This is a genomic window from Rhizobium sp. L43 (assembly GCF_002531725.1).
GTDB lineage: Bacteria > Pseudomonadota > Alphaproteobacteria > Rhizobiales > Rhizobiaceae > Rhizobium.
On sequence record NZ_NWSQ01000012.1, the window covers coordinates 57,104 to 80,758 of the forward strand.

The 23,655-nt window shown below is 60.3% G+C and carries 19 protein-coding genes and 4 pseudogenes; 14 read left to right on the plus strand and 9 right to left on the minus strand.

Annotated elements, in window-relative coordinates; all coding sequences use genetic code 11:
* Positions 1 to 30 precede the first annotated feature (30 nt).
* Positions 31 to 1,497 carry an FGGY-family carbohydrate kinase gene (locus tag CO667_RS17110; protein WP_097619497.1) on the plus strand — a complete coding sequence of 489 codons (1,467 nt, stop codon included), beginning with the start codon at positions 31 to 33 and terminating at the stop codon, positions 1,495 to 1,497.
* Between the two features lie 21 nt (positions 1,498 to 1,518).
* The gene (locus CO667_RS17115; protein ID WP_097619498.1) at positions 1,519 to 2,469 is read left to right on the plus strand and encodes a sugar-binding transcriptional regulator; all 951 of its coding nucleotides are present in this window, start codon (positions 1,519 to 1,521) and stop codon (positions 2,467 to 2,469) included.
* 18 nt (positions 2,470 to 2,487) lie between these two features.
* On the opposite strand, the pseudogene CO667_RS34875 reads toward CO667_RS17115, so the two are convergent.
* Positions 2,488 to 2,586 (minus strand): annotated as a pseudogene (locus CO667_RS34875) (ABC transporter ATP-binding protein); the annotation flags it as partial.
* A gap of 5 nt (positions 2,587 to 2,591) precedes the next feature.
* On the opposite strand from CO667_RS34875, the pseudogene CO667_RS17120 reads away from it, so the two are divergent.
* From CO667_RS17120 to CO667_RS17135, 4 genes and pseudogenes are all read left to right on the plus strand, one after another.
* Positions 2,592 to 2,987: pseudogene (locus CO667_RS17120) on the plus strand (extensin family protein); the annotation flags it as partial.
* 94 nt (positions 2,988 to 3,081) lie between these two features.
* Positions 3,082 to 3,240: pseudogene (locus tag CO667_RS17125) on the plus strand (IS1595 family transposase); the annotation flags it as partial.
* Positions 3,241 to 3,436: 196 nt separating this feature from the next.
* On the plus strand, positions 3,437 to 3,997 hold the full coding sequence (locus CO667_RS17130) for a hypothetical protein (RefSeq protein ID WP_097619499.1): 561 nt from the start codon (positions 3,437 to 3,439) through the stop codon (positions 3,995 to 3,997).
* Positions 3,998 to 4,518: 521 nt separating this feature from the next.
* The gene (locus tag CO667_RS17135) at positions 4,519 to 5,643 is read left to right on the plus strand and encodes a hypothetical protein (protein WP_143540726.1); all 1,125 of its coding nucleotides are present in this window, start codon (positions 4,519 to 4,521) and stop codon (positions 5,641 to 5,643) included.
* Positions 5,644 to 5,707: 64 nt separating this feature from the next.
* Here CO667_RS17135 and CO667_RS17140 read toward each other — a convergent pair whose 3' ends face one another.
* The 3 genes and pseudogenes from CO667_RS17140 to CO667_RS17150 form a co-directional block, all read right to left on the minus strand.
* Complete coding sequence (locus CO667_RS17140) at positions 5,708 to 6,460, minus strand: ABC transporter ATP-binding protein (protein WP_097619501.1); 753 nt, start codon at positions 6,458 to 6,460, stop codon at positions 5,708 to 5,710.
* Positions 6,454 to 7,522 (minus strand): annotated as a pseudogene (locus tag CO667_RS17145) (iron ABC transporter permease). Before CO667_RS17145 ends, CO667_RS17140 begins: the two are co-directional and overlap by 7 nt.
* Positions 7,523 to 7,528: 6 nt before the next feature.
* Complete coding sequence (locus tag CO667_RS17150) at positions 7,529 to 8,665, minus strand: ABC transporter substrate-binding protein (RefSeq protein ID WP_097619502.1); 1,137 nt, start codon at positions 8,663 to 8,665, stop codon at positions 7,529 to 7,531.
* Between the two features lie 115 nt (positions 8,666 to 8,780).
* Here CO667_RS17150 and CO667_RS17155 point away from each other — a divergent pair, with 115 nt between their 5' ends.
* Positions 8,781 to 9,566, plus strand: a complete 786-nt coding sequence (locus CO667_RS17155; RefSeq protein WP_097619503.1) for a methyltransferase domain-containing protein — start codon at positions 8,781 to 8,783, stop codon at positions 9,564 to 9,566.
* A 302-nt stretch (positions 9,567 to 9,868) separates the two neighbouring features.
* On the opposite strand, the gene moaA is transcribed toward CO667_RS17155, so the two are convergent.
* Positions 9,869 to 10,915 carry a GTP 3',8-cyclase MoaA gene (gene moaA / locus CO667_RS17160; protein WP_097619504.1) on the minus strand — a complete coding sequence of 349 codons (1,047 nt, stop codon included), beginning with the start codon at positions 10,913 to 10,915 and terminating at the stop codon, positions 9,869 to 9,871.
* Positions 10,916 to 11,051: 136 nt separating this feature from the next.
* Here moaA and CO667_RS17165 point away from each other — a divergent pair, with 136 nt between their 5' ends.
* Together CO667_RS17165 and CO667_RS17170 are read left to right on the plus strand one after the other, a co-directional pair.
* Complete coding sequence (locus CO667_RS17165; RefSeq protein WP_097619646.1) at positions 11,052 to 11,426, plus strand: DUF971 domain-containing protein; 375 nt, start codon at positions 11,052 to 11,054, stop codon at positions 11,424 to 11,426.
* Positions 11,427 to 11,488: 62 nt separating this feature from the next.
* On the plus strand, positions 11,489 to 12,679 hold the full coding sequence (locus tag CO667_RS17170) for a low temperature requirement protein A (protein WP_097619505.1): 1,191 nt from the start codon (positions 11,489 to 11,491) through the stop codon (positions 12,677 to 12,679).
* Positions 12,680 to 12,784: 105 nt separating this feature from the next.
* Here the strand turns inward: CO667_RS17170 and CO667_RS17175 are convergent, their stop codons facing one another.
* Entirely contained in the window at positions 12,785 to 13,252 is a 468-nt protein-coding gene (locus tag CO667_RS17175) for a MarR family transcriptional regulator (protein ID WP_097619506.1), read from the minus strand.
* Between the two features lie 47 nt (positions 13,253 to 13,299).
* Here CO667_RS17175 and CO667_RS17180 point away from each other — a divergent pair, with 47 nt between their 5' ends.
* Entirely contained in the window at positions 13,300 to 14,280 is a 981-nt protein-coding gene (locus CO667_RS17180; RefSeq protein ID WP_097619507.1) for an alpha/beta fold hydrolase, read from the plus strand.
* A gap of 35 nt (positions 14,281 to 14,315) precedes the next feature.
* The gene (locus tag CO667_RS17185) at positions 14,316 to 14,927 is read left to right on the plus strand and encodes a pyridoxamine 5'-phosphate oxidase family protein (protein ID WP_097619508.1); all 612 of its coding nucleotides are present in this window, start codon (positions 14,316 to 14,318) and stop codon (positions 14,925 to 14,927) included.
* Positions 14,928 to 15,224: 297 nt separating this feature from the next.
* On the opposite strand, the gene CO667_RS17190 is transcribed toward CO667_RS17185, so the two are convergent.
* The gene (locus CO667_RS17190) at positions 15,225 to 16,292 is read right to left on the minus strand and encodes a GGDEF domain-containing protein (RefSeq protein WP_097619509.1); all 1,068 of its coding nucleotides are present in this window, start codon (positions 16,290 to 16,292) and stop codon (positions 15,225 to 15,227) included.
* Between the two features lie 757 nt (positions 16,293 to 17,049).
* Positions 17,050 to 18,657, minus strand: coding sequence for a fumarate hydratase (locus CO667_RS17195; RefSeq protein WP_097619510.1), 1,608 nt, complete (start codon positions 18,655 to 18,657; stop codon positions 17,050 to 17,052).
* 231 nt (positions 18,658 to 18,888) lie between these two features.
* On the opposite strand from CO667_RS17195, the gene CO667_RS17200 reads away from it, so the two are divergent.
* Positions 18,889 to 19,722 carry a VCBS domain-containing protein gene (locus CO667_RS17200; protein WP_097619511.1) on the plus strand — a complete coding sequence of 278 codons (834 nt, stop codon included), beginning with the start codon at positions 18,889 to 18,891 and terminating at the stop codon, positions 19,720 to 19,722.
* A gap of 131 nt (positions 19,723 to 19,853) precedes the next feature.
* Here CO667_RS17200 and fumC read toward each other — a convergent pair whose 3' ends face one another.
* Positions 19,854 to 21,245, minus strand: coding sequence for a class II fumarate hydratase (gene fumC / locus CO667_RS17205; protein WP_097619512.1), 1,392 nt, complete (start codon positions 21,243 to 21,245; stop codon positions 19,854 to 19,856).
* Positions 21,246 to 21,306: 61 nt separating this feature from the next.
* Here fumC and CO667_RS34880 point away from each other — a divergent pair, with 61 nt between their 5' ends.
* Together CO667_RS34880 and CO667_RS17210 are read left to right on the plus strand one after the other, a co-directional pair.
* A complete protein-coding gene (locus CO667_RS34880; protein ID WP_143540728.1) occupies positions 21,307 to 21,573 on the plus strand; it encodes a hypothetical protein in 267 nt (88 codons plus the stop codon).
* Positions 21,574 to 21,649: 76 nt separating this feature from the next.
* Positions 21,650 to 23,560 (plus strand): L,D-transpeptidase family protein, encoded by a 1,911-nt coding sequence (locus CO667_RS17210; protein ID WP_097619513.1) that lies wholly within the window; start codon positions 21,650 to 21,652, stop codon positions 23,558 to 23,560.
* The last annotated feature ends 95 nt before the right edge of the window (positions 23,561 to 23,655 follow it).

The following is a 23,655-nucleotide window of genomic DNA, read 5'->3' on the forward strand; positions in this document are numbered from 1 at the left end:
CCGGCCGGCGCCCGATCTGAGGAGGATGGAATGCGGGCAATTCTGGCAATCGACCAGGGCACGACCAATTCAAAGGCAGTACTCGTTTCCGAAAAGGGAGAAATCGTCGGCAGAGGTTCGGCTCCTGTCGGCATTTCCTATCCGAAGCCGGGCTGGGTCGAACAAGACCCGCGCCGGCTCTACGCATCCGTCTGCGAGGCGATCGACGCCTGCCTGAAGGCCGCCCCCAACGTGGCTGTCGAGGCCGTGGCGATTTCCAATCAGCGCGAGTCGGTCACGGCCTGGGACGCCGACACGGGGGAGGCGCTCGGGCCGGTGGTGAGCTGGCAGTGCCGCCGAACGGCACCGGATTGCGAAGGTCTCATCGCCGAAGGCCACCTTGACCGGGTGCAGGCGCTGACGGGCCTGCCACTGGATCCGATGTTCCCGGGGTCGAAATTCCGATGGCTGCTCGACCGTATTCCGGCCGGACGATCGGTGCGGCTGGGAACGATCGACAGCTGGCTGGTCCACTGCCTGACGGGCGGGCGCCGGCATGCCTGCGATGCTTCCAATGCCGCCAGGAGCCAGTTGTTCGATCTCCGGGAGCAGCGATGGAGCGAGGAACTCGGCGAGATTTTCGGCGTCGACATCGCGCTGCTGCCCGAGGTGCTCGACAGCTCTGCCGATTTCGGCAGAACGCAGGGGTTGCCAGGGGTGGCGGATGGCACTCCCATCATGGCAGCGATCGGCGACAGCCATGCTGCCCTTTTCGGTCACGGTGCATTTAAGCCTGGCGACGGCAAGGTGACCTTCGGAACCGGCTCTTCTGTCATGACGACGCTTGCGCGATTCATTCCCCCACGCAACGGCGTCACCACCACCGTCGCCTGGCGTATCGGGGGAAAGCCGACTTTCGCTTTCGAAGGCAATATTCTCGTCTGCGCCGCCAGTCTGCCCTGGATGGCTGATATTCTTGGCCTTGCTGACGTGGCGGCCCTTGTCGAACTTGCGGCGAGCGCCGAGCCGGGCGGACCCGGCTTCGTGCCGGCATTCGTGGGACTGGGTGCACCCTATTGGAACTCCGACGCCCGTGCCCTGTTCTCGCAGATCAACTTCAACACGACACGCGCGCAAATGGCTCGGTCGGTCACCGACTCCATTGCCTTCCAGGTGCATGACGTGATCGCGGCCATGCGCACACAGAGCGGCGGCGCGCTCGGCGCGCTCTATGTGGATGGCGGACCGAGCCAGAACCGCTTCCTGATGCAGTGTGTCGCCAACCTCATCGACCATCCGGTGATCCAATGCGAAGCACCCGAGGCATCGGCTTTGGGCGCTGCTTATCTGGCGGGGCTGTCACTCGGCTTGTGGAGCGATCTCCACATGGTCGCGGAGCTGCCGCGAAACACGCAAACCTTCGAGCCGCAAGCCGTGGATCGCGCGGTCCTGCTCGATACCTGGAATGATGCGCTCGCCCGCTCGACGTCCCGCGAAACAACGGCTAAAGGTGAATAAAAATTCACTCTGGGATTAGCGATGACTCGCCTCAACGAACTCCGCCTCATTTCAAGGGTCGCCCAGATGTACCATATGGAGGGACGGCGACAGGCGGATATCGCCCAGCATCTTCGCCTGTCGCAGGCGACGGTGTCGCGCATGCTCAAGCGTGCCGAGGCTGAAGACATCGTGCGAACCAGCGTCATCCCTCCCGCCGGCACCTACAGCGAGCTAGAGGGCGCGCTTCGCGAGAAATACGATCTGCCGGAGGCGATTGTCGTCGAGTGCACGGAAGATCGGGACGGCGCCATCATGGCCCGTATCGGAGAGGCAGCGGCTCATCTCCTGGAGGTGACGCTTGCGCCGGGAGAGATCATCGGCGTTTCGAGCTGGAGCCAGACCATTTTCAAGATGGTCGAGAACATTCATCCCCAGAAGAGTGCTCAGGTGAAATATGTCGTCCAGACCCTTGGCGGCATGGGCGATCCTTCCGTGCAGACGCACGCGACGCAGCTGACCACGCGGCTTGCCCGGCTGACCGGCGCCGAGCCGAAACTGCTGCCTGTGCAGGGCGTTACGTCGTCCAGAGAGGCAAAACTTCTGATGCAGGCCGACCCGTTCGTGCGCGAGACGATGGACCTGTTCGGCAGCATAACGCTTGCGATCGTCGGAATCGGAGCAGTCGAACCGTCCGAACTTCTCGCACGATCCGGCAACATCTTTTCGTCTCGCGAACTGTCTGATCTCGCGGAAGCGGGAGCCGTCGGCGATATCTCGCTTCGCTTCTTCGATAAAAACGGCAAGCCGGTCAAGACACCCCTGGATGACCGGGTCATAGGGCTTCCGCTTGAGGATCTCGAACGGGTGGACCGGGTTATTGCGCTTGCCGGCGGATCCAAAAAGACCGAAGCCATCGCCGGCGCGCTCCGCGTGGGGGTCATCGACATGCTGGTTACGGACAAGTTTACCGCGCAGCGATTGATCGACTGACGGGTGGTTTTGCGGGCCTTAATGCGCCGTCCCATCCACGATAACATGATCGTGGTCCATCGAGCATTTCTCCACCCGCGCCTCGACCCTGTAGATCTCGCGCAGCATCTCGGCGGAGTGGGATGACGCTTGCCTTCGCCAAATGGGTGAAGAAGCAGCTAGCGCCTTCGGCCCGCTATCCGCTACTGGACCGGCATCAAGACGATCGAGCCGCTCGGCGGCTATTCCTGCCGGCGCATGAACAACAGCCGGCAGAAATACAATCCGATGTCCGAACACGCCCGTGGCAACCCCATCGACGTCGGCAAATTCGTGCTGAAAAACGGCCACGAGATCGACGTGCTCAAGAAGGGGCTGTTCTCCTACTACGAGGGCCGCCTGCTGAAAGCCGTGCGCACCGACGGCTGCCGGTATTTCAACACCGTGCTGGGGCCGGGCCGGGGAGCAATCCGGAGCATTGGAATCATTTTCACTTTGATTTGCGGTCGCGCAAGGGTGGGAAGATTTATTGTGATTAGGCTGGGTGTGGGAGGCAGGGAGCAGTGTTGAGGGGGGATCCTTCGAGGGATCGCACCTCAGGACAAGTTCTCGCGTCTTGAAGCTTCGGCAAACGAAGCCCATCTTCACCGTTACCTTGCCGAGTTCGATTTCCGCTACAATCGCCGCGCCGCGCTCAAAGTTTCAGATCGTGAACGGGCAGAAGAGGCCATTCGCGGTGCTTCTGGTAAGCGCCTTCCGTATGACCAACCTTACCAAGCCGCTCACGCCTAAGCAGAAAGCGCGGCGACTTATGGTCCTTAGCAAGCGTCAGCGCTTATCAACCGAGGATTGACTCTTTTCATTCTTTGGCTTCCCCTTCGCCCGTTGTTTGGGTGGACGGGTCTTCATCGCATGTCGCAAGGCATTGTCGCGTCGGCGCGCAGTCTCTTCTTCGCTCAACTCTTGCTCAGGAAGGGGCTTTGTTATCATGAGACCGGAACCTTTGTTTCTTGAACGGTGCGAGCAGGTTCAAGTTCTGCTGGAGTCGAACCGTGAGATCGAAATCTTAGACCTCGCTGCACGTCTCAGGCAACTCTTGCTCGATCAGCATTGCTTGGCAGGTGCCGCAAACACAAACAAGGTGAAGCTGCGATTCGAGGTCGGGCACTTCGATGGCGGACCAGACCCTTTTGAGGCCTACGTAACCTTTCGTTCTCTTGAGGATGGAGTTGATCCTCAGACCCGCGCGAGACCCCAAGAACCGCTGCGTCTAAACCTGGATGAGTTCATGGCGCACAAGGTGATGATCGTTTCAGGCGCGGCCATCTCTATAAAGGAAATCATTCGTCACGTTTCAAACGTGGCCGGCGGAGTTCACTACGACCCAAATCCTAAACAAGAATACAAACTACTTCAGGAGGTAGGCCAAATGTTCGGCATAGGCGGGCTTCCGGCGGGCGTTCGCGTATTGAAGGCAATGGCAAGAGTTGCATTGCGCGGATTGCAGCCGCTGATCGATGACGTTCGGAAGCGTCACCCGGCACCCTGACGATATTTTTCTGCCTCCATAGCCGGATAAATCTTACGGACCTGATCCTCCACAATCTATGGAGGTGATGGTGCTGTCCAAGCAGTCTTCACCCCAGCCTCTATCATTTCGGGCGTCATCACAATTCGAGTTTTATCGCGATATTTTCGGGTATCGTTCGTCTCTTCGGTAACTAGGTATATTCTCCTAACTTTGTCACGTATTCCAATAATATAGCAACAAAACGGTTATGCTAAGTAATAAGGATTTAATTCCTTTATTTTCGTTGAAGGAATGGCTAGGCCTAATTATTCTACCTCAGATACGCGAAGAAGATATGGCCGAGACATCGATAGAGTGGACCGACGCATTATGAGTGCCGGCTAGCGCAATGCTGCCTCAGTCATACATAATGCCGCCCGCGATGCGGAATTAGGACAACCCCAACTTTTTCGGCTGAACGCGACCCTGTGAATAAAGACTCCACAAACCAATTAAAAATTGTACATTTCTCTAAGTGCAATTGAATTGGAGCGGGGATGATGCCTGATATTGCGCAGGATAAGGAAGTACCTCTGGAGAAGCCGGTTCCTCCGCCACCAATCGAACAGCCCATTGGAGCTATAGGGTACGCGGTACTTGGTTTTTTGAATCTCTTCGTTGCAATTGCTATTGCAATTGGCATTTTCTACGCAGGACGCCAATTGACGGCTCAGCCGACTATGCATCTCTTTAACTATGTTTTGCTTGCCGTCCTCGGTATAACGACGGCTTTATTCTTGTTTGGCGCGATGCGCTCGGGAGCTGCCCTTACAAGCAAAAAATTGGATACATCCGTGGAGTTGGGCGGCCCAGTCGTCGTTGCCGTGCTGGTCGTAGTGGGAGGCTACTACTTCACAAAGGCGCCAAGCGTCGTGCCCTTAACCTTCCAGCTCCCGCCTGACAGCGCGCTAACTCCGAACCTGTCCTCAGACGTGAAATTGGTGGTCGACCTTCCGGGGAGACGAGAGACCCTGACCTTTAACTCCAACGGAGAGGGTACCATTCAACAGGTGTCCTACGGCGATGTCGGACGTCTGATGCAGATCACTCTCCAATCCAATGAGTATAAATTCGAGAACAACCAGAGAACCGTCGACGTTCCAATACCAGATAATTGGAAGGTCCCGCTAACTTTGATTCATATAAGTGAGGACGAGCGGAAGCAACAAAAGCTGAAGGCTATTTATCTCCAGCTTATCGAAGATATCAACCTTGAGCTCGTCCGCAAGGACGCGATGCTTTTCCCGGCTATCGAAGACTACCTGAATCATCCAAGTGTGCAGGGGTGGGAACGTGTGAAGGTTGCGGCAGGAGATTCCGAGCGACGCATCAACGCATCTTTGGACAAGGAGCTCGAAATCCGCTCAGAATCCGAGCTTATAGAGTCACGCCGCAGAATGGCCGCCTCAATCAACGACGCTCCGGAAGTTAAACTGCAAGGACATCAACCTGTCCTCAACGATCTGTTTCAACAACACCGCCAGCGGGCCGACATCCTAGAAAACATACCGACGGTGATACTACCTAGCCGCGAGCAGGTTATCATGTGGCGCGATCAGATGAAAATCCACTATCTCGAAATGAAGGATATGGTCCGCTCGATGACTGATAAGCCTGAGATTTAACGCTTCCGGTTTCTGAGCCACCGGTTTGATTAGTCCTCAAGGGACAAACCAACCTCCCAAAACCTCAATGCGCCGTCCCATCCACAATCACATGATCATGATCCAGCGAGCATTTCTCCACCCTAGCCTCGACCCGGTAGATTTCCCGCAGCATCTCGGCGGTGACGACATCTCTCGGGGCGCCGCAGGCGCGCATGCGGCCGTTGGCGATGACGAGGACCTTGTCGGCGAAGCGGAGTGCCTGGTTGATGTCGTGGATGGCGATGAGGACGAGCATGCCCTTGGCACGGGCCTGGCGCCGCATGAAGTCGAGGACTTCGACCTGGCGGTGCAGGTCGAGCGCGCTGGTTGGTTCGTCCATCAGCATGATCTCTGGCTCGCGCACCAGCGCCTGGGCGATCGAGACGAGCTGGCGCTGGCCGCCGGACAGCGCGCCGAGATCGCGGAAGGCGATGGCTGATATATCGAGCGCTGCCATGATCTGGTCGATGAAGCGCAGGTCGCTGTCGCCGACGGCCCAGGACTGGCCCTGCTTGCGGGCGAGCAGGATGGATTCGTAGACGGTCAGCACCGCATTGGCCGAAGTATCCTGCGGCATGTAGCTGATGGCGTTTTTCGCCTTCGAGCCCTCGACGACGACATGGCCCGGGCCCTTGAGCAGGCCGGTGATGCGCTTGAAGAGCGTCGACTTGCCGGCGGCGTTCGGGCCGATCACCGCCACGACCTCGCCTGAGGTCATGACAGGTGTCGTCACGTCCTCGACGAAGAGCTTGCGGCCGTGATAGGCGCCGACCGACTGCAACTGAAGCGCTACCATGACCGGCTCCTGTTCGAGAGGATGAGCGAGAAGAAGAAGGGTACGCCGACCAGCGCGGTGATGATGCCGATCGGGAAGACGACGCCGGGGATGATCGACTTCGAGACGATCGAGGTCAGCGACAGCAGCAGCGCGCCCGAGAGGATCGAACCCGGCAGAAAGAAGCGCTGATCCTCGCCGAGGATCATGCGCGCGATATGCGGCCCGACGAGGCCGACGAAGCCGATCGTGCCGACGAAGCTCACGGGGACGGCGGCAAGCAGCGAGACGACGAGCATGGTTTCCAGCCGGATACGGCGGACATTGACGCCGAAGCTGGCGGCCTTGTCTTCGCCGAGGCGGATCGCGGTCAGCGCCCAGGCATTGCGGGCAAAGAGCGGCAGTGCTGCCAGCAGAACGGCAAGCGTCACCCAGATCTTCGGCCAGGTGGCCTTGGTGAGGCTGCCCATCGTCCAGAAGACCACGGCCGACAGCGCCTGTTCGGAGGCCAGATATTGCAGGAAGGCGAGAGCCGCATTGAAGGTGAAGACCAGGGCAATGCCGAGCAGCACCACTGTCTGCACCGAGACGCCGCGGGCCTGCGAGATGAAATGGATGAAGAGGGTGGCGATCAGCGCCATGACGAAGGCGTTGACCGGCACCAGCAGCCCGGCCGCGACAGGCAGAAGCGGAACGCTGGTGACGATCGCCAGCGCCGCGCCGAAGCTTGCCGCCGCCGAAATGCCGAGCGTGAAGGGGCTGGCGAGCGGATTGGCGAGAATCGTCTGCATCTGCGCGCCGGCAACGGAGAGCGAGGCGCCGACGACGATCGCCATCACGGCGACAGGCATGCGGATGCCCCAGACGACGGCGCGGATCTGATCCGAAACGGAGGCGGGGTCAAGGAGGGCGGAGACGACCTCGCCGAGATTATAGCGGGCCGGCCCCCAGGCGAGATCGACGGCGAAGGACAGACAAAGCGCTGCCGTCATGGCAAACAGGATCAGAAGCTTGCGCCGGGCAAGCGCGCGGTAGCGCTCTCCCGGCTTCCACTTCGATCGATCGTGCGGCGATCTCGGCCATCCCGATTTACTGACCGGCCTTGGCGTCGACCCAGTAACCCGGCTGATAGGCGACCGGCAGGAATTTCTCGTGGAATTCCTTGAAGGTGGCATCGGGATCGAGATCGGCAAAGAGGTTCGGGTGGAACCATTTGGCCAGTTGCTGGACGGCGACGAACTGGTAGGGGCTGGTGTAGAACTGATGCCAGATCGCATGGACATTGCCGCCGGCAACCGCCTTGGAACCGGTGAAGGCGGGGTTTTCCATCAGCGTGTTCAGGACCTTGCGGCTGTCATCGAGGGTCGCGGCGGCGTTGGGGCCAACGTTCACATAATCCTTGGCGTTCTTGGTCTGGCTCCAGTTGGAACCGGTGACGACGATGACCTCAGGGTTGGAGGCGACGACCTGCTCGGCGTTGATCGAGCCGGTGTAGCCGGGCAGGAAATCGGAGCCGAGATTGTGGCCGCCGGCCCAATCGACCATCAGGCCGAAATTATCGGGACCGAAGGTGCCGCAGCATTCCACAAGACCGGCGGCGCGGTACATGAAGACGTTGGGCTTCGGCGGATTGGCGGCCTTCAGCCTGTCGGTCACCCGCGCCATCTGCTCTTTCCAGAAGGCGGCGACCGCCTTGGCGCGGTCCTCATGGCCGAAGAGCTTGCCGAGTATCTCCAGGCTCGGTTCGGTATTGGCGAGAATGTGCTCGCGGAAATCGATATAGACGATCTTCACGCCGATGCCGGCGAGCATTTCTTCGAGCTTCACCTCGTCGGCTGCGGTCTTGTTGCCGATCGGCAGCAGCAGCACGTCGGGATGCAGCTTGACGACCGTTTCTGTCTGCAGCGTGCCGTCTGTGAGGTTGCCGAGGAAGGGCAGGTCCTTGCCCTTGGGAAACTTCTCGACATAGGCGTTGAAGCCGTCCTTGTCGGTGGTCCAGAGATCGTTGCGCCAGCCGACGATCTTGGCGAAGGGATCTTCCTTCTCGATCGGTGCTACGGCGTAGAGCATGCGGCCTTCCCCAAGGATCACGCGCTCGACCGGCTTGTCGAAGCTGACTTCGCGGCCTGCCACATCCTTGATGGTGAAGGACTGCGCAAGTGCCGAAAGCGGCATCAAGCCGGCAATCGCAGCCGCGGAAACTGCGAGCATTTTCACGAAATTCATCTGGAAATTCCCCTGACGTCTGAATAATGTCCGCAGGCATAAGAAATATGACTTTATGAATCAAGTTATATGTTTTAGAGCATTTCCAAACTGATGTTGTGCCGGGGTGCCTGCGATGAATTCGATGAATACAAACTACTCCATCCGCGATGAAATTCGCGATTTCTGGTCGGAACGGGCCGCGACCTTCGACCAGAGCGTCGGCCATGAAATCTTTTCGGAAGCGGAGCGCAAAGGCTGGCAGCGGCTGATCAGGAAGCATCTCGGCGAAGGCCAGGGGCGGCCGCTGCTCGATCTTGCTTGCGGCACGGCCGTCATCTCGCATCTGATGCATGATGTCGGCTTCAAGGTGACCGGTCTCGATTGGTCGGATGCGATGCTGGCGCAGGCGCGCGCCAAGGCGAAGAAGCGCGGCACCGATATCCGCTTCGTTTCCGGCGACGCCGAAAACACCATGGAACCGAAGGACAGCTACGACGCCATCACCAACCGGCACCTCGTCTGGACACTGGTGGACCCGGCGTCTGCCTTCAAGGAATGGTTTTCGGTGCTGAAGCCGGGCGGCAGGGTGCTGATCGTCGACGGCAATATGGGCAGGGAAACCTGGGTCAAGGGCCTGCAGAAGTTTTGGACGAAGCTGACCGGCAGGCCGGCGGCGAGCCACATGTCGCCTGAAATGATGGCGCGGCACCAGAAGATCCGCTCGCGCGTGCATTTCTCCAAGCAGATGCCGGCCGAAGCGATTGTCGATCTTCTGCGCGAGGCTGGTTTTGTGGAGATCGTGGTCGACCGCAAGCTTGGCGACATTCATTGGGCGCAGGCGCGCAAGATGCCGTTTTTGCGCGGGCTCGAGCGGTTGGTGCAGGATCGGTTTGCGATTTGTGCGCGTAAGCCTGGGTGATGGGGTGGCGCGGCGTTGCGGCATACCTCTTCTCCCCAGCGGGGAGAAGTGCCGGAGCGATAGCGAGGCGATGAGGGGGTGAGCGGCGAAGCCGCGAATGCACAGAGCGTAAGCGAAGGGCAACATGAAGGTTGTGCCGTGCGGCCCCCTCATCCGACCCTTCGGGCCACCTTCTCCCCGCTGGGGAGAAGAGAAGAGGGAGTTTGCCGCACCGTATCCCGGCCCTTCGCTTGGGCTCAGGGCGTTCGGCCCTGCGATCGATTCACTGGATCGATCGCTCCCCGCTTTGCGGGGACCGGGCCTCACCCACCGGTGACACTCATATGCCTTGCCACCGCCGGACGGTTATGCGTGCGGTCGATGATGAAGTCGTGGCCCTTCGGTTTGCGGGTGATGGCTTCGTCGATGGCGGCGTGGAGGAGGGCGTCGTCTTCGGTGGCGCGGAGGCTCGCACGCAGATCGGCGGCGTCGTTCTGGCCGAGGCACATATAGAGCGTGCCGGTGCAGGTGAGGCGGACGCGGTTGCAGCTCTCGCAGAAATTATGGGTCATCGGCGTGATGAAGCCGAGGCGGCCGCCGGTTTCTTCGACCCTGGCGTAACGCGCCGGGCCGCCGGTGTGGTAGTCGATATCGGTCAGCGTGAACTGCTTCTCCAGATCGGCGCGCAGCTCGGAGAGCGGCAGGTATTGATCCGTACGGTCTTCTTCGATCTCGCCCATCGGCATGGTCTCGATGACGGTCAAATCCATGCCGCGGCCATGGGCGAAGCGCAGAAGCTCCGGCATTTCGGTATCGTTGAAATCCTTCAGCGCCACGGCGTTGAGCTTGATTTTCAGCCCGGCTTTCTGAGCGGCGTCGATGCCTTCCATGACCTTGGCGAAATCGCCCCAGCGGGTGATCCTGCGGAACTTGTCGGGATCGAGCGTATCGAGTGAAACGTTGATGCGGCGCACGCCGCAATCATAAAGCTCCTCGGCATGGCGGGACAGCTGCGAGCCGTTGGTCGTCAGCGTCAGTTCGTCCAGGCCGGAGCCGATCCTCTGGCCGAGCTGGCGGACCAGATACATGATGTTCTTGCGCACCAGCGGCTCGCCGCCGGTCAGCCTGATCTTGCTGACACCCTTGGTGATGAAGGCGGAACAGAGCCGGTCGAGCTCTTCCAGCGTCAACAGATCCTTCTTTGGCAGGAAGGTCATATTCTCCGCCATGCAATAGGTGCAGCGGAAATCGCAGCGGTCGGTGACGGAGACGCGAAGATAGGTGACCGCCCGCCCGAAGGGGTCGATCATCGGGTGTGCATCCGCCACCAGCGGCGATGCATTGCCTATCGTTCCGACTCTGGTGTTCACCTGTTTCTCCGTACTCTCATCAATGTGGGCATATGCTATTGTCGCGTCAAGGGAAACAGCCCGCGCGAGCATGCCAATTTCAGCTTGCGCTGAAAAAGATCAACGCCTACTCCTCGCATGAGAAGAGGACAAAATGATGAGCGATATCTGGCCGAGCGAACTTCGGGTCTCGAAAGACAGGCAGCGGCTGGCGGTGACTTTCAATGACGGCCAGAGCTTCGACCTGTCGGCCGAGCTCTTGCGCGTGCTGTCGCCCTCGGCCGAGGTGCAGGGCCATGGGCCGGGGCAGAAGGTAACGGTGCCGGGCAAACGCAATGTCGCGATTATCTCGATGATGCCGACCGGCAATTACGCGGTCCGGATCGGCTTCGACGACATGCACGATACCGGCATCTACACCTGGACCTATCTACGCGAACTCGGCGAACGGGGCGCTGAGCTGTTTTCCGCCTATGAGGACGAGCTCAGGGAAAAGGGCATGAACCGCGACACGGCGGAGAAGCCGCGCTGACGCTCACGAGCGCGCCGCTATCAGTTTCAATAGACCCATAATTCCAGCCATCGGGGGGCCATATGGCGAAGACGAACGGACAGAACTGGCTGCGCGCCAAGGGCAGCGCCGGCGGCAGCAAGGTAAGCTTCCTCGAACTGTTCTTCGACCTGGTTTTCGTCTTTTCGATCTCGCAACTTTCGCATGCGCTCGCCGCCCACTACACGCCGCTTGGCGCGGCCGAGGCGGCGCTGATGACCTTCGCCGTCTGGTGGGTGTGGATCTTCACCACCTGGGTGACGAACTGGCTCGACCCTGAGAAAATGCCGGTGCGCGGCATGTTGGTGGTGCTGATGATGCTCGGGCTGCTGCTGTCGGCCTCGATCCCCGAGGCCTTCGGCGACAAGGGGCTGCTGTTTGCCGGCGCCTACGTGGCGATGCAGGTCGGGCGCTCGCTGTTCACGACCTATGCGATGACCCGCGTCGACCGCGCCAACACCTTGAATTTCGTCCGCATCACCGCCTGGCTCGTGGCGGCAGGCGTCTTCTGGATCGCCGGCGGGCTGCTCGAGCACGAAGCCCGGCTGATCGCCTGGGTGATCGCGCTCGCAATCGAATATATCGGGCCGGCCGCGGGTTTTGCCGTGCCGGGGCTCGGCCGCTCGAGGCCAAGCGACTGGGATGTTTCCGGCGCACACATGGCCGAGCGCTGCGCGCTCTTCGTCATCATCTGCCTCGGCGAAGCGATCCTTGTTTCCGGCCGCACCTTTTCGGAGCTGCCGTTTTCGGGGCTGACCAGCATCGTCTTCGTCACCGCCTTCATCGGCACGGTCGCCATGTGGTGGCTGTATTTCCGCTTCGGCCACGGCCGCGCCGCCCGCCGCATCGAACATGAAGAGACGCCGGGGAGCTTGGCGCGGCAAGCCTTCACCTATGGGCATATTCCGATCCTCGCCGGCATCATCGTCCATGCGGTCGCCGTCGAGTTCATGTTCTCGCATCCGCATGAGACGGGCAACCTCGGCATCGCCGCGGCGGTGCTCGGCGGTTCCGGCCTGTTCCTGCTCGGCAATCTCTGGTTCAAGGGCGCAACCAGCGGCCAGCTGCCGCTGTCGCATCTCGCCGGCCTCGTTTTGCTGATACTGCTCGCCTTCGCAGCACCCTTCATCGAGATCTATCTGCTCGGCATTCTGGCGACGCTGGTGCTGATCATCGTCGCAGCTTGGGAATACCGTTCGCTGACCGGCACGGCGGCAGCGCCGACGCTGCATTGATCATCAAGCGCCTCGCATCGAACTGGGTTCATACGAGGCGCTTGATGTCTTGGTTTTATGCATGTCGTCCTCCCAAAACCGCTGCACACTTTTGGGCGACATGCATTAATCGTCGTCGCGCAGATCTTTCAGCAGCACGGCGATGATGCGCTCCATCGAAGTGGCGGTCGCCGTGCATTGTTCGATCGGCTCGTCGGAGAGTGTGCGTTCGATAAGATCGGTCTGGATGGCCATCGCCGCCTCGGTCAGCTTGCGGCCCTCCGATGTCAGAGAGAGGCGCAACACGCGCTTGTCGCGTTCGTCGCCGCGCCGCTCGATGAGGCCGCGTTTTTCCATCTGCGGGAGCAGCATGCTCATATTGGAGCGGCCGACCAGCAGCTTGCGCGCCAGCTCCTGCTGCGAGATTCCCTCAAAACGATAGAGATTGACCAGAATATCGAGGTGCGGCGGCTTGATGTCGAGATCGGCCAGCGAGCGGGATAGCGACTGCTGCATCAGCTGGCAGGCGCGCGCCACCGCAATCCAGCTGCGAAAACGCGGATGATCCCAGGGAAGGGATTGATTTTTGTTCATTGTTGTACTTTATTGTTCAGTGTTGAACAGTCTTTTGGATTCTCACTATGGCAAATTTTGCGCTTGAGGTCACCCGCCTCGGCTTCTCCACTTTGCAGGCGGTTTCGCCAGACCTAGCGGGCAGGGTGGCGTTCCGGCTGTTCTGCCGGACGCCGTCGCCGCGGCCGAAGGGAGCAAGGGCGAAGGCGGCGCATGCGGCGGGTGCGACCCGGCTTGCCGACGCTGAACGCTTCACCCTCAAGCTTGCCGGCGGCGCGAAAGCGCATGCCTATCGGCTGAATGGCGGGGCGCGGGGCAAACGCAAGCGCTTCCTGGTGACGCATGGCTGGGGTTCGAGCGCCGAATATATGGTCGCGCTTATTTCGATGCTTTCGGCAACGGGTGCGGAGGTGGTGGCGCTTGATTTTCCCGGTCACGGACGCGCGGGCGGACGCTTCCTGCATATGGGGCTTGCGGTCGGAGCGATCGCCGCGGCAGAGGCGCGCTTCGGCACATTCGATGCGGTTGTCGGCCATTCCTTCGGCGGTGCAGCGCTGATGGTCTCGGCCGCGGGTCTGCTGCCCGGCGTGGCGCCTGTCACCTGCGAGCGGCTGGTGCTGATCGGCGCGCCAAGCGAGATGCACTGGCTGTTTGCCGGTTTCGGCCGGATGATCGGCCTTCGCCCTGCCGCGCAGGCGGCACTCGAGGACAGGGTCCATCGCGTCACCGGCCGGAGACTTGACGAGTTCGACGCCGGCAATACGGTCGGCGCGATCGGCCGGCCGGTGCTCGTCATTCATGCCGAGGACGACAAGGAGGTATCGCCGGCCCATGCCAGGCGTTATGGCGCGGCGGGTAGGAGCGTGCGGCTGTTCTGGGCGAACGGCTTCGGGCATCGGCGCATCGTTGCCGCGGCCCCCGTCCTTGGCGCGATCGCGGCATTTCTCGAAGGAGATCGGGGCGAAGAGGGTGTTTCCGACGAAAACATCAAAAAAGATGCGGAGATCATTCCATTTTTTGAGCTTCCGGCGAGACGCGCGGCATTGTAGCGTCCGCCCGGATATCAGCCGCGGCGGGACGCCTCATGAAAATCATCAGCAGTATTGAAGAGCTCAACACGATCTATGGCGCCGGGCTGTCACCGGCCTCCGTCAGCAAGGTGACGCAGCGGCTGACGCCGCTCTACCGTGAGATGATCGAGATCTCGCCCTTTGCGGCGCTGGCGACCGTCGGGCCGGAAGGGCTCGACTGTTCGCCGCGCGGCGATCTCGGCGGCGTCGTGCGGGTCGTCGACGACGAGACGCTGCATCTGCCGGACTGGCGCGGCAACAACCGCGTCGATTCGCTTTCCAATATCGTGCGTGATCCGAGGCTGGCGCTGATGTTCTTGATCCCCGGCTCGAACACGACGATGCGCATCAACGGTCGCGGCGTCGTCTCCGATGACGAGGCGCTGCTTTCGAGCTTCGTGATGGACGGCAAACATCCGCGCACCGTCGTTGTCATTTCGATCGACGAGGTCTATTTCCAGTGCGCGCGTGCGGTGATGCGGGCCGAACTCTGGAATGCCGAACATTTCGCCGATCCGGCAGGTCTGCCGACGCCGGGGCAGATGCTGAAGGCGGCGACCGGCGATTTCGACCAGGAAACCTACGACCGGGAATGGCCGGGGCGGGCGGCCAAGACGATGTGGTAGGGCGGGGGGTCGAGAGGCGGACACCCACCTCTCTTCCCTCATTCCTGTGCTTGTCACAGGAATCCAGTGCGCCCAAGTCCTTGGGCGCGGAAGACATTTTCACGGTCGCAAAGAGTTATTCACCGCGCAGACGCGCGGTGGCTGGATTCCTGTGACAGGCACAGGAATGAGGGAGCAAGCGGCTACCTCGTCCGTTCCCTCGGACTCCTGGCGGACGAGAGAGCCATCGGCGCGAACCGGACAACAGTCTAAGCCGTCACCTTGTGGTGACAGCGTGCGCACGGCGACCGATTACCCTCACGTCTTATAAATCAGCCAACTCTTGGTGAAATCCTTCTGCATGCCGTCCTGATAGAGGATGGTGCAGTTGCGGCCGGCATTCTTGGCGCCGTAAAGGGCGATGTCGGTCTTGCTGTAGAGCTCCCCGGCATCCTCGGCGCTGGAAGCCATGCAGATGCCGATCGAGACGGTAATCGGGCCGTAGTTCACCCGCGTGCGGGAATTCTTGAACGGGGTCGTTTCCAGCGTCCGGCGGATGCGCTCGGCGATCGCCGTGATTTCCTCTGGTGTATTGCCGTCGATGATGAGAGCGAATTCCTCGCCGCCGGCGCGGGCGACGAAGACGTCGCGCCGGACGTTGCTGCGGATGACGGAGGCGACGGTGGCAAGGATCTTGTCGCCGACCGGATGGCCGTAGGTGTCGTTGATCTTCTTGAAGTTGTCGATGTCGGCGAGCAGCAGCGCCGTCACCGGCCGCATGCCGGGATTGTTGAAGACGGCGGCGAGGCGCTCGTCGAAGGCGCGGCGGTTGGAAAGGCGCGTCAGCGAATCGGTGTTGGCGATACGCTTGTATTCATCGAGTTCCTTGCGAACCTGGTCCATCTCCTGCGAGCGCTGGACAACATCCTCGACGGTGCGTTCGCCATGCGCCATGGTGTCGCCGGTCGCCTGGCTCAAAAGTTCGATGGCGTTTTCGATCAATTCGACGCTGGCATTGCTCTTGGAGGTGATGCGCTTATGAGTCTCGCCGAGCAGCCTTGTATAGCTTTCCAGCGAGCTCTGCTCCTGTCGCAGGATCCGCAACAGGCCATCCAGTTCGCCTGATATGCGCGAATGGGCGTCGTCGAAGACGCGGACCGGGCTGTTGGTGAAATATTTCGCGCCGAGCGCGTCGAGTTCGGCCTGCGTCACCTGAGCGCCGAGGGCTGCAAGTTCCCGAGTGAGCGCCGGATTGGAGCCGATATAGGCCTCGTAGAAGAGTTCGTAATTGCGGGGTATCGGCGCAACGCCCATCGAGCGCATGGCATAGGTGATCTGCCCCGCCACGTCGGGAACCTGCACCTTGGGCGCGACAGCCGTATTCATCCGGCGATACTCCTCATATATTCAAAGGCAATATTCCATTTGGTAGCTTAAATTTCTTGGGAAAAGATTAAAGCGACATATACCAAAGATTACATACGACAACTGCTCCAAGCGCCAATACCTCAAGCAGGCCTATGATTTTCCAAGGAAAAACGTATCTTTGGCGGGACAGTGCATGCTCGTTACGCGGGAGCGTTGTCTGAAAAACTTACAGTTCTTCTCTGCGCCGGGATCATATTCATCTTGTCGACAGTTGGTTTTGGCCGTCTCCTATTTCAGCCTGGGTATCTCAGAATGATAATTTCCAGTGGTAAACTCGACTGCTCTGAGAAAATCAGGGCGTGAGATCATGGAAAGGTCCCCTGCCATTTCTTTCACCATCCTTGCTTTCACCGTCCTCGCCGGCGGGCCCTTATTGCTGGAACATACCGGCCTCTTCACAGGCGCATTCCCGACGGAGATCCTGGCGCGGGTGGATGATGGGAACGTGGTAAGAGCTACCGATAGTCAATAACCACGCAAAATATCGGAAGTGCGTGCCGTGCACCCCCATCCGACCCTTCGGGCCACCGACCGGGGTTGAGCCACGGGTCTCAACCCGTCCTTCGGACCCCCGTTGGGGAGAAGAGGGAACAAGCCGCTTGCTTTTCATTTCCGTAGCGAGGGTGCAGGACGTTGCCTCACAGGCGGATGCAAGGGGGCCACGCGGCACGCCGTTTATTGCCCTTCATCTGCCTTCAATGCCAACATCAAAAAACTACCCCAGGTTGAGCTCCTGGAAGAAATCGTTGCCCTTGTCATCGATGACGATGAAGGCGGGGAAGTTTTCGACTTCGATCTTCCAGACCGCTTCCATGCCGAGTTCGGGATATTCGAACACCTCGACTTTGCGGATGCAGTCCTGGGCGAGGCGGGCGGCGGGGCCGCCGATGGAGCCCAAGTAAAAGCCGCCGTGTTTCTTGCAGGCTTCGCGCACGGCGCGCGAGCGGTTGCCCTTGGCGAGCATCACCATCGAGCCGCCGAAGGATTGGAACTGGTCGACGTAACTATCCATGCGGCCTGCCGTGGTCGGGCCGAAGGAGCCGGAGGCGTAACCGGCCGGCGTCTTGGCGGGACCGGCGTAATAGACCGGGTGGTTTTTCAGGTAATCGGGCATGCCTTCGCCCTTTTCCAGCCGCTCGCGGATCTTGGCGTGCGCCAGGTCGCGGGCGACGATGATCGTGCCGGACAGCGACAGGCGCGTCTTGACGGGATGCCTCGACAGTTCGGCAAGCACGTCGGCCATCGGCCGGTTGAGATCGATGCGCACCGTCGATTCCGACAGTTTCGCCTCATCGATCTCGGGCATGTATTTCGACGGATCGGTTTCCAGCTGTTCGATGAAAATGCCGTCGCGGGTGATCTTACCCTTGGCCTGACGGTCGGCGGAACAGGAGACGCCGAGGCCGATCGGCAGCGAGGCGCCGTGGCGGGGCAGCCGGATGACCCGGACGTCATGACAGAAATACTTGCCGCCGAACTGGGCGCCGACGCCCATCTGCTGCGTCAGCTTGTGAATTTCCTTCTCCATCTCGATGTCGCGGAAGGCGTGGCCGCTGTCCGAGCCTTCGGTCGGCAGCTGGTCGAGATAGCGGGTGGAGGCGAGCTTGACGGTTTTGAGATTCATCTCGGCCGAAGTGCCGCCGATGACGATCGCCAGATGGTAGGGAGGACAGGCTGCCGTCCCTAACGTCAGGATCTTCTCCTTGAGGAAGTCGATCATCCGGTCGTGGGTCAAGAGCGAGGGCGTGCCCTGGTAGAGGAAGGTCTTGTTGGCCGAGCCGCCGCCCTTGGCGACGAAGAGGAATTCATAGGCGTCGGTGCCTTCCTCGTAGATGTCGATCTGGGCCGGCAGGTTGTTCCTGGTATTCTTCTCCTCGAACATTTTGACCGGCGCGAGCTGCGAATAACGCAGGTTCTTCTTCTCGTAGGCATCCATGACGCCGCGGGCGAGCGCCGCCGTATCCTCGCCCTCGGTCCAGACCCTGCGGCCTTTCTTGCCCATGATGATCGCCGTGCCGGTATCCTGGCACATGGGCAGCACGCCGCCGGCTGATATATTGGCGTTCTTCAAGAGATCGTAGGCGACGAAACGGTCATTGTCCGTTGCCTCGGGATCGTCGAGGATCGAGGCGAGCTGCTTCAGGTGGCCGGGGCGCAGCAAATGGTTGATATCGGCGAAGGCGGTTTCGGCCAGCAGGCGGATGCCTTCCGGCTCGACGGTCAGGATCTCCTGGCCCTTGAACGTATCGACCGAGACATGGTCGTCGCTGATCTTGCGATAGGGGGTGGCATCCTTGCCGAGCGGGAAGAGATCGTCAGCCATCGAAGTGACCTTTCTGGTAGGGCGTCGCTAGATTGGAACCGGTCTAAATCCGCCGCGGGGTAAATGCAATCAGGATGCGCCGGAGTCCGGCCGGTTAAGCCGGAGTCGCGCGTGCTGCACCACGCGAAACGGGTGAAACTAGCGTAATCGCCTCGACAAAGACGACTCCAGGTTGCCTTCGGTTCGAGGCCAGTCCATATTCCCGGCAGCGTTAACCTGCCGGGGCTTCAAATGACAAATGCAAAGCCAACTGCTGTCGACGACCTTCTCGTTTTTTTCGAAGACAATTGGATCCGCGGGAATCTGCTCCGCCTCTCCAGCGATCCCGAGGGAGCGGACATGTATGTTCGCTTCGTCAATGGCGTGCGTATCGACGCCAAACATGGGCCTGACCACGAAACGATCATAAGGGGCGAGTACGGAACCTTCAAACTGAAACCTGACGGTCACTTCGAGTACGAGCTGGACTACACGCTCGACGTCGTGAAAAATTTAACGAAATACGATCAGCTCATCGAGAAGCTGAGCTTCAAGATGTCCGATGGCTCAGGGGGCACGGACCTCGGCGTGCTGACCCTTGCGATCGACGGCGTCAACGAAGGCGATAAATACCACGAAATCCTGGATTTCGACGATATGGGCGTCACATCGAGGGCCGATAATTTCTCTCTGCCTGACTATCGCAACTTTGCGCTCTCGGTGAACGGCGGTCACGAATTCACGCTTCTGAACGGGTATGTCTATGATACCATCCCGGGTGTCGACGCCATCACCGAGGACGGTTTCAGCGATACCGTTCTATCGCCGGGTTCTGCGCCCGTAAGCTTGAAAATGCTCAATGGCGGGGAATTCACCTTTCAGAGCGTTTCGATCGCCGAATTGTCGGCAGCGCCCTTTCACCTGACGCTCACCGCGCTGAACGACGGCCAGATCGTCTATCAGCAGGAGCTCGAGGTCACCGGCCCCACTCTCGAGGTCAATCTCGAAGACATCGAAGAAATCCGGTTCGATTTCATGGGCAATTCTGTCGTGATGGACAATTTTTCGCTGTTTGCCTTGCTATAGGCTGGAGGGAGTCGAGGCGTTGCGGCATATCCCCTTCTCCCCGCGAGCGGGGGTCCGAAGGACGGGTCGAGACCTGTGGCTCGACCCCGGTTGGTGGTGGCGGCAGCCGGATGAGGGGCAGCGCGACCTCCCTACTTCGGCCCGATCATCGTCTCCGGACGCACGATCTCGTCATATTCTTCCGACGTCACCAGGCCGCTGGCAAGCGCCTCTTCCTTCAGTGTCGTGCCGTTCTTGTGGGCAGTCTTGGCGATCTTGGCGGCTGCGTCGTAGCCGATCTTCGGGGCAAGTGCGGTGACCAGCATCAGCGAGCGTTCGAGGCCGGCCTTGATATTATCTTCGCGCGCCTCGATGCCGACGACGCAATTGTCGGTGAAGGAGACGGCGGCGTCGGCGAGCAGCTGCACCGACTGAAGGAAATTATAGGCCATCATCGGATTGTAGACGTTGAGCTCGAAATGGCCCTGGCTGTCTGCGAACGTCAGCGCGGCATGATTGCCGAAGATATGGATGCAGACCTGGGTCAGTGCTTCGCACTGGGTCGGATTGACCTTACCGGGCATGATCGAGGAGCCGGGCTCGTTTTCCGGCAGCGCCAGCTCGCCGAGACCGGCGCGCGGGCCGGAGCCGAGCAGGCGGATATCGTTGGCGATCTTGAAGAGGGCGGCAGCCGCCGCATTGATGGCGCCATGGGAAAAGACCATGCTGTCATGCGAAGCGAGCGCCTCGAACTTGTTCGGCGCGGTGACGAAGGGCATGCCGGTGATGTTGGCGATCTCCTGGGCGACCTTTTCGGCAAAACCCACCGGCGCATTGAGGCCGGTGCCGACGGCAGTGCCGCCCTGGGCGAGTTCGCAGAGGCCGGGCAGGGTCATCTCGATACGCTTGATGGCGGAGCCGACCTGGGCGGCGTAACCCGAAAATTCCTGGCCGAGCGTCAGCGGCGTCGCATCCTGGGTATGGGTGCGGCCGATCTTGATGATGTGGCTGAATTCGGTGACCTTCATGTCGAGGGCAGCATGCAGGTGCTTCAGCGACGGCAGCAGGTGATGGGCGATCCGTTCGGCGCAGGCGATGTGCATCGCCGTCGGATAGGTGTCGTTGGACGACTGGCTCATATTGACGTGATCGTTCGGATGCACCGGCTTCTTGGAACCCATGACGCCGCCGAGCATTTCTATGGCACGATTGGAGATCACTTCATTGGCGTTCATGTTCGACTGCGTACCCGAACCGGTCTGCCAGACCACAAGCGGAAAATGCTCGTCGAGCTTGCCGTCGATCACCTCCTGGGCGGCCTCGGTGACGGCTTTGCCGAGGGTAGGGTCGAGTTGGCCGAGCGACATGTTGGCGCGGGCCGCCGCCTGTTTGACGATGCCGAGCGCGCGCACGATCGACAGCGGCTGCTTTTCCCAGCCGATCTTGAAGTTGCCGAGCGAACGTTCGGCCTGGGCGCCCCAATATCGGTCGGCGGCGACGTCGATCGGGCCAAAAGTATCGGTTTCGGTGCGGGTTGCGGTCATCGGCTCAGCCTTCCCTTTACATGCTGTTTTCGGGCATTTTCACAAGATGAGGTCTTATAGGTTGGAAAGCCCGACAAGAAAACCGGATGCCGTGCGAAATATTGAAGATAACAGTCATGTTTGTGCGGGCTTTTCGGCGTGCCTTTTAGGCCACTTTCAAAATTTTATGCGTCCGGGCGTTTTCGCCTCACTGGTCTGGCGGCGAAAATTCGGTAAAAAATTAACTAATAATTTCATAATTTTGTGTGAACTGCTGCGCGGCGCCGTGCAGGATCTCCGTCACACAAAATTGAGTCCGCCGGCGCTGGCGGCGCAGCCCGGTTTCTGATCAAGGAAGGCCCTAGGCTGCTTGAGTTTCGCGGGATTTGATCTGAGAACAGCATGACCGGGACTGGAAGATATATATGACGTTCGTTTTGAAAAGCGCGGCATCCGCATTGGCAATTTCCTGCGGCGTGGCGGTTATGAGTGCCGCACCGGCGCATGCTTATACTCTGATGGACATGCTGCGCGGCGACAGGCAGCGGAGCCAGAGCACCATCTTCATGGATCAGGCGCCCGGCCGTCCGGTGCCGCGCGGCGCCGTCGGCGGTTCGCTCGGCGGGCTCGATCCGGAAGCGCCGCTGCCGAAGGTGAGCGGCCCGCGTTACTACACCTATAAAACCGAAACACTGCAGTTCGTCGATGCCGGCAAGTTCGCCGATCCCGTCGTCACCGGCGCGGTCGCCGACGTTTCGGCAAGCGGCGATGCCAGCGCCGAACCCGCGGTGCAGCGCCGTTTCCTGGCGCAGGCCAAGGTGCGTGCCAATGCGGACGTCGCAAAGGCACTCGAAGCCTATTACAGCGACAGCCGCAATCCGCTCGTCTGGATCGAGGGCAACCAGATCAACGAACGCGCAAAGGCGGCGATGGCGGCACTTGCCGATGCAGCCTCCGTCGGTCTCGATCCTGCTGACTACGCCGTCCAGGCGCCCGATATCGATCCGGCCAATCCCGATCCCGCCTTCCGCGACCGGGCGCTGACGCAGTTCGAGCTCGAACTCTCCGCCAAGGTGCTGGCCTTCGTGCAGGACACTGAGCGCGGCCGCATCGATCCGAACAAGATCTCCGGCTACCACGACTTCCAGCGCAAGACGGTCAATCTGGCGCCGGTGCTGAAGCTTGCCCGCATGAGCCCCGATGTCGGCGCCTACATCGCCAACCGTTCGCCCGATGGCCCGCAATTCCAGGGGCTGAAGGCGGAGCTTGCCAAGCTTCGCGCCGCCGACGGCGGCAATGAGGAGCGAATCGTTGTTTCGCTCGACAAGCTGCTGAAGCCCGGCGAAAGCTCGCCGGAGATCGCCAATATCGTCAAGGCGATCGGCAAGCACGGTTCCGAAACGCTGAAGACCGATCACGCGGCAACGCTTGCTGCTTATGCAGGCAGCATCGACTATTCGCCCGATATCGTTTCGCTGGTCGAGGATTTCCAGAAGGAGCGTGGACTGAAGGCCGATGGCGTCATCGGCCAGGCGACGGTGCGCGCCATGACCGGCGGCGATACCAATGCCTCGAAAATCGACAAGCTCGTCGTCGCCATGGAGCAGGCGCGCTGGCTGCCGGAGGATCTCGGTTCCCGCTACGTGATGATCAACCAGCCGGCCTTCATGGCCTATTACCACAATGACGGCAAGGAACAGCTGTCGATGCGCGTCGTGGTCGGCGGCAAGAACAACCAGACCTATTTCTTCGACGACGAAATCGAGACGGTCGAGTTCAATCCGTTCTGGGGCGTGCCGCAGTCGATCATCATCAACGAGATGCTGCCGAAGCTGCGCTCGGATCCGAACTATCTCGACCAGCTCGGTTATGAGGTCGAGGTGAACGGCCATGCCGTCGCCTCATCAAGCGTCGACTGGTATGGTTCGACCGACAATGTTTCGGTGCGCCAGCCGCCGAGCAGCGACAATGCGCTCGGCGAACTGAAGATCCTGTTCCCGAACAGCCACGCGATCTACATGCATGACACGCCGTCGAAGAGCTTCTTCAAGCGCGACATGCGGGCTCTCAGCCACGGTTGCGTGCGCCTGTCCAATCCGCGCGCCATGGCAGCCGCCGTGCTCGGCACGACGGTCGACGACGTCGCCAAGCAGATCGCCACGGGGCAGAACCATGCGGTGAAAGTGCCGCAGAAGATCCCCGTTTACGTCTCCTACTTCACTGCCTGGCCGAACAAGGATGGCGTGGTGGAATATTTCGACGACGTCTATGGTCGCGACGCCTATGTCGACAAGGCTTTCGACGCGACGAGCAAGGCGCGCGGCGCGCAGATTTGACGTAAGGTTTATTGGGTTTGGAGCGGGCGGTCTTCGGGCCGCCCGTTTTGTTTGGCGGTGTCTGCGTGCAAGAAATAAGAGGAGAGGACCACAAT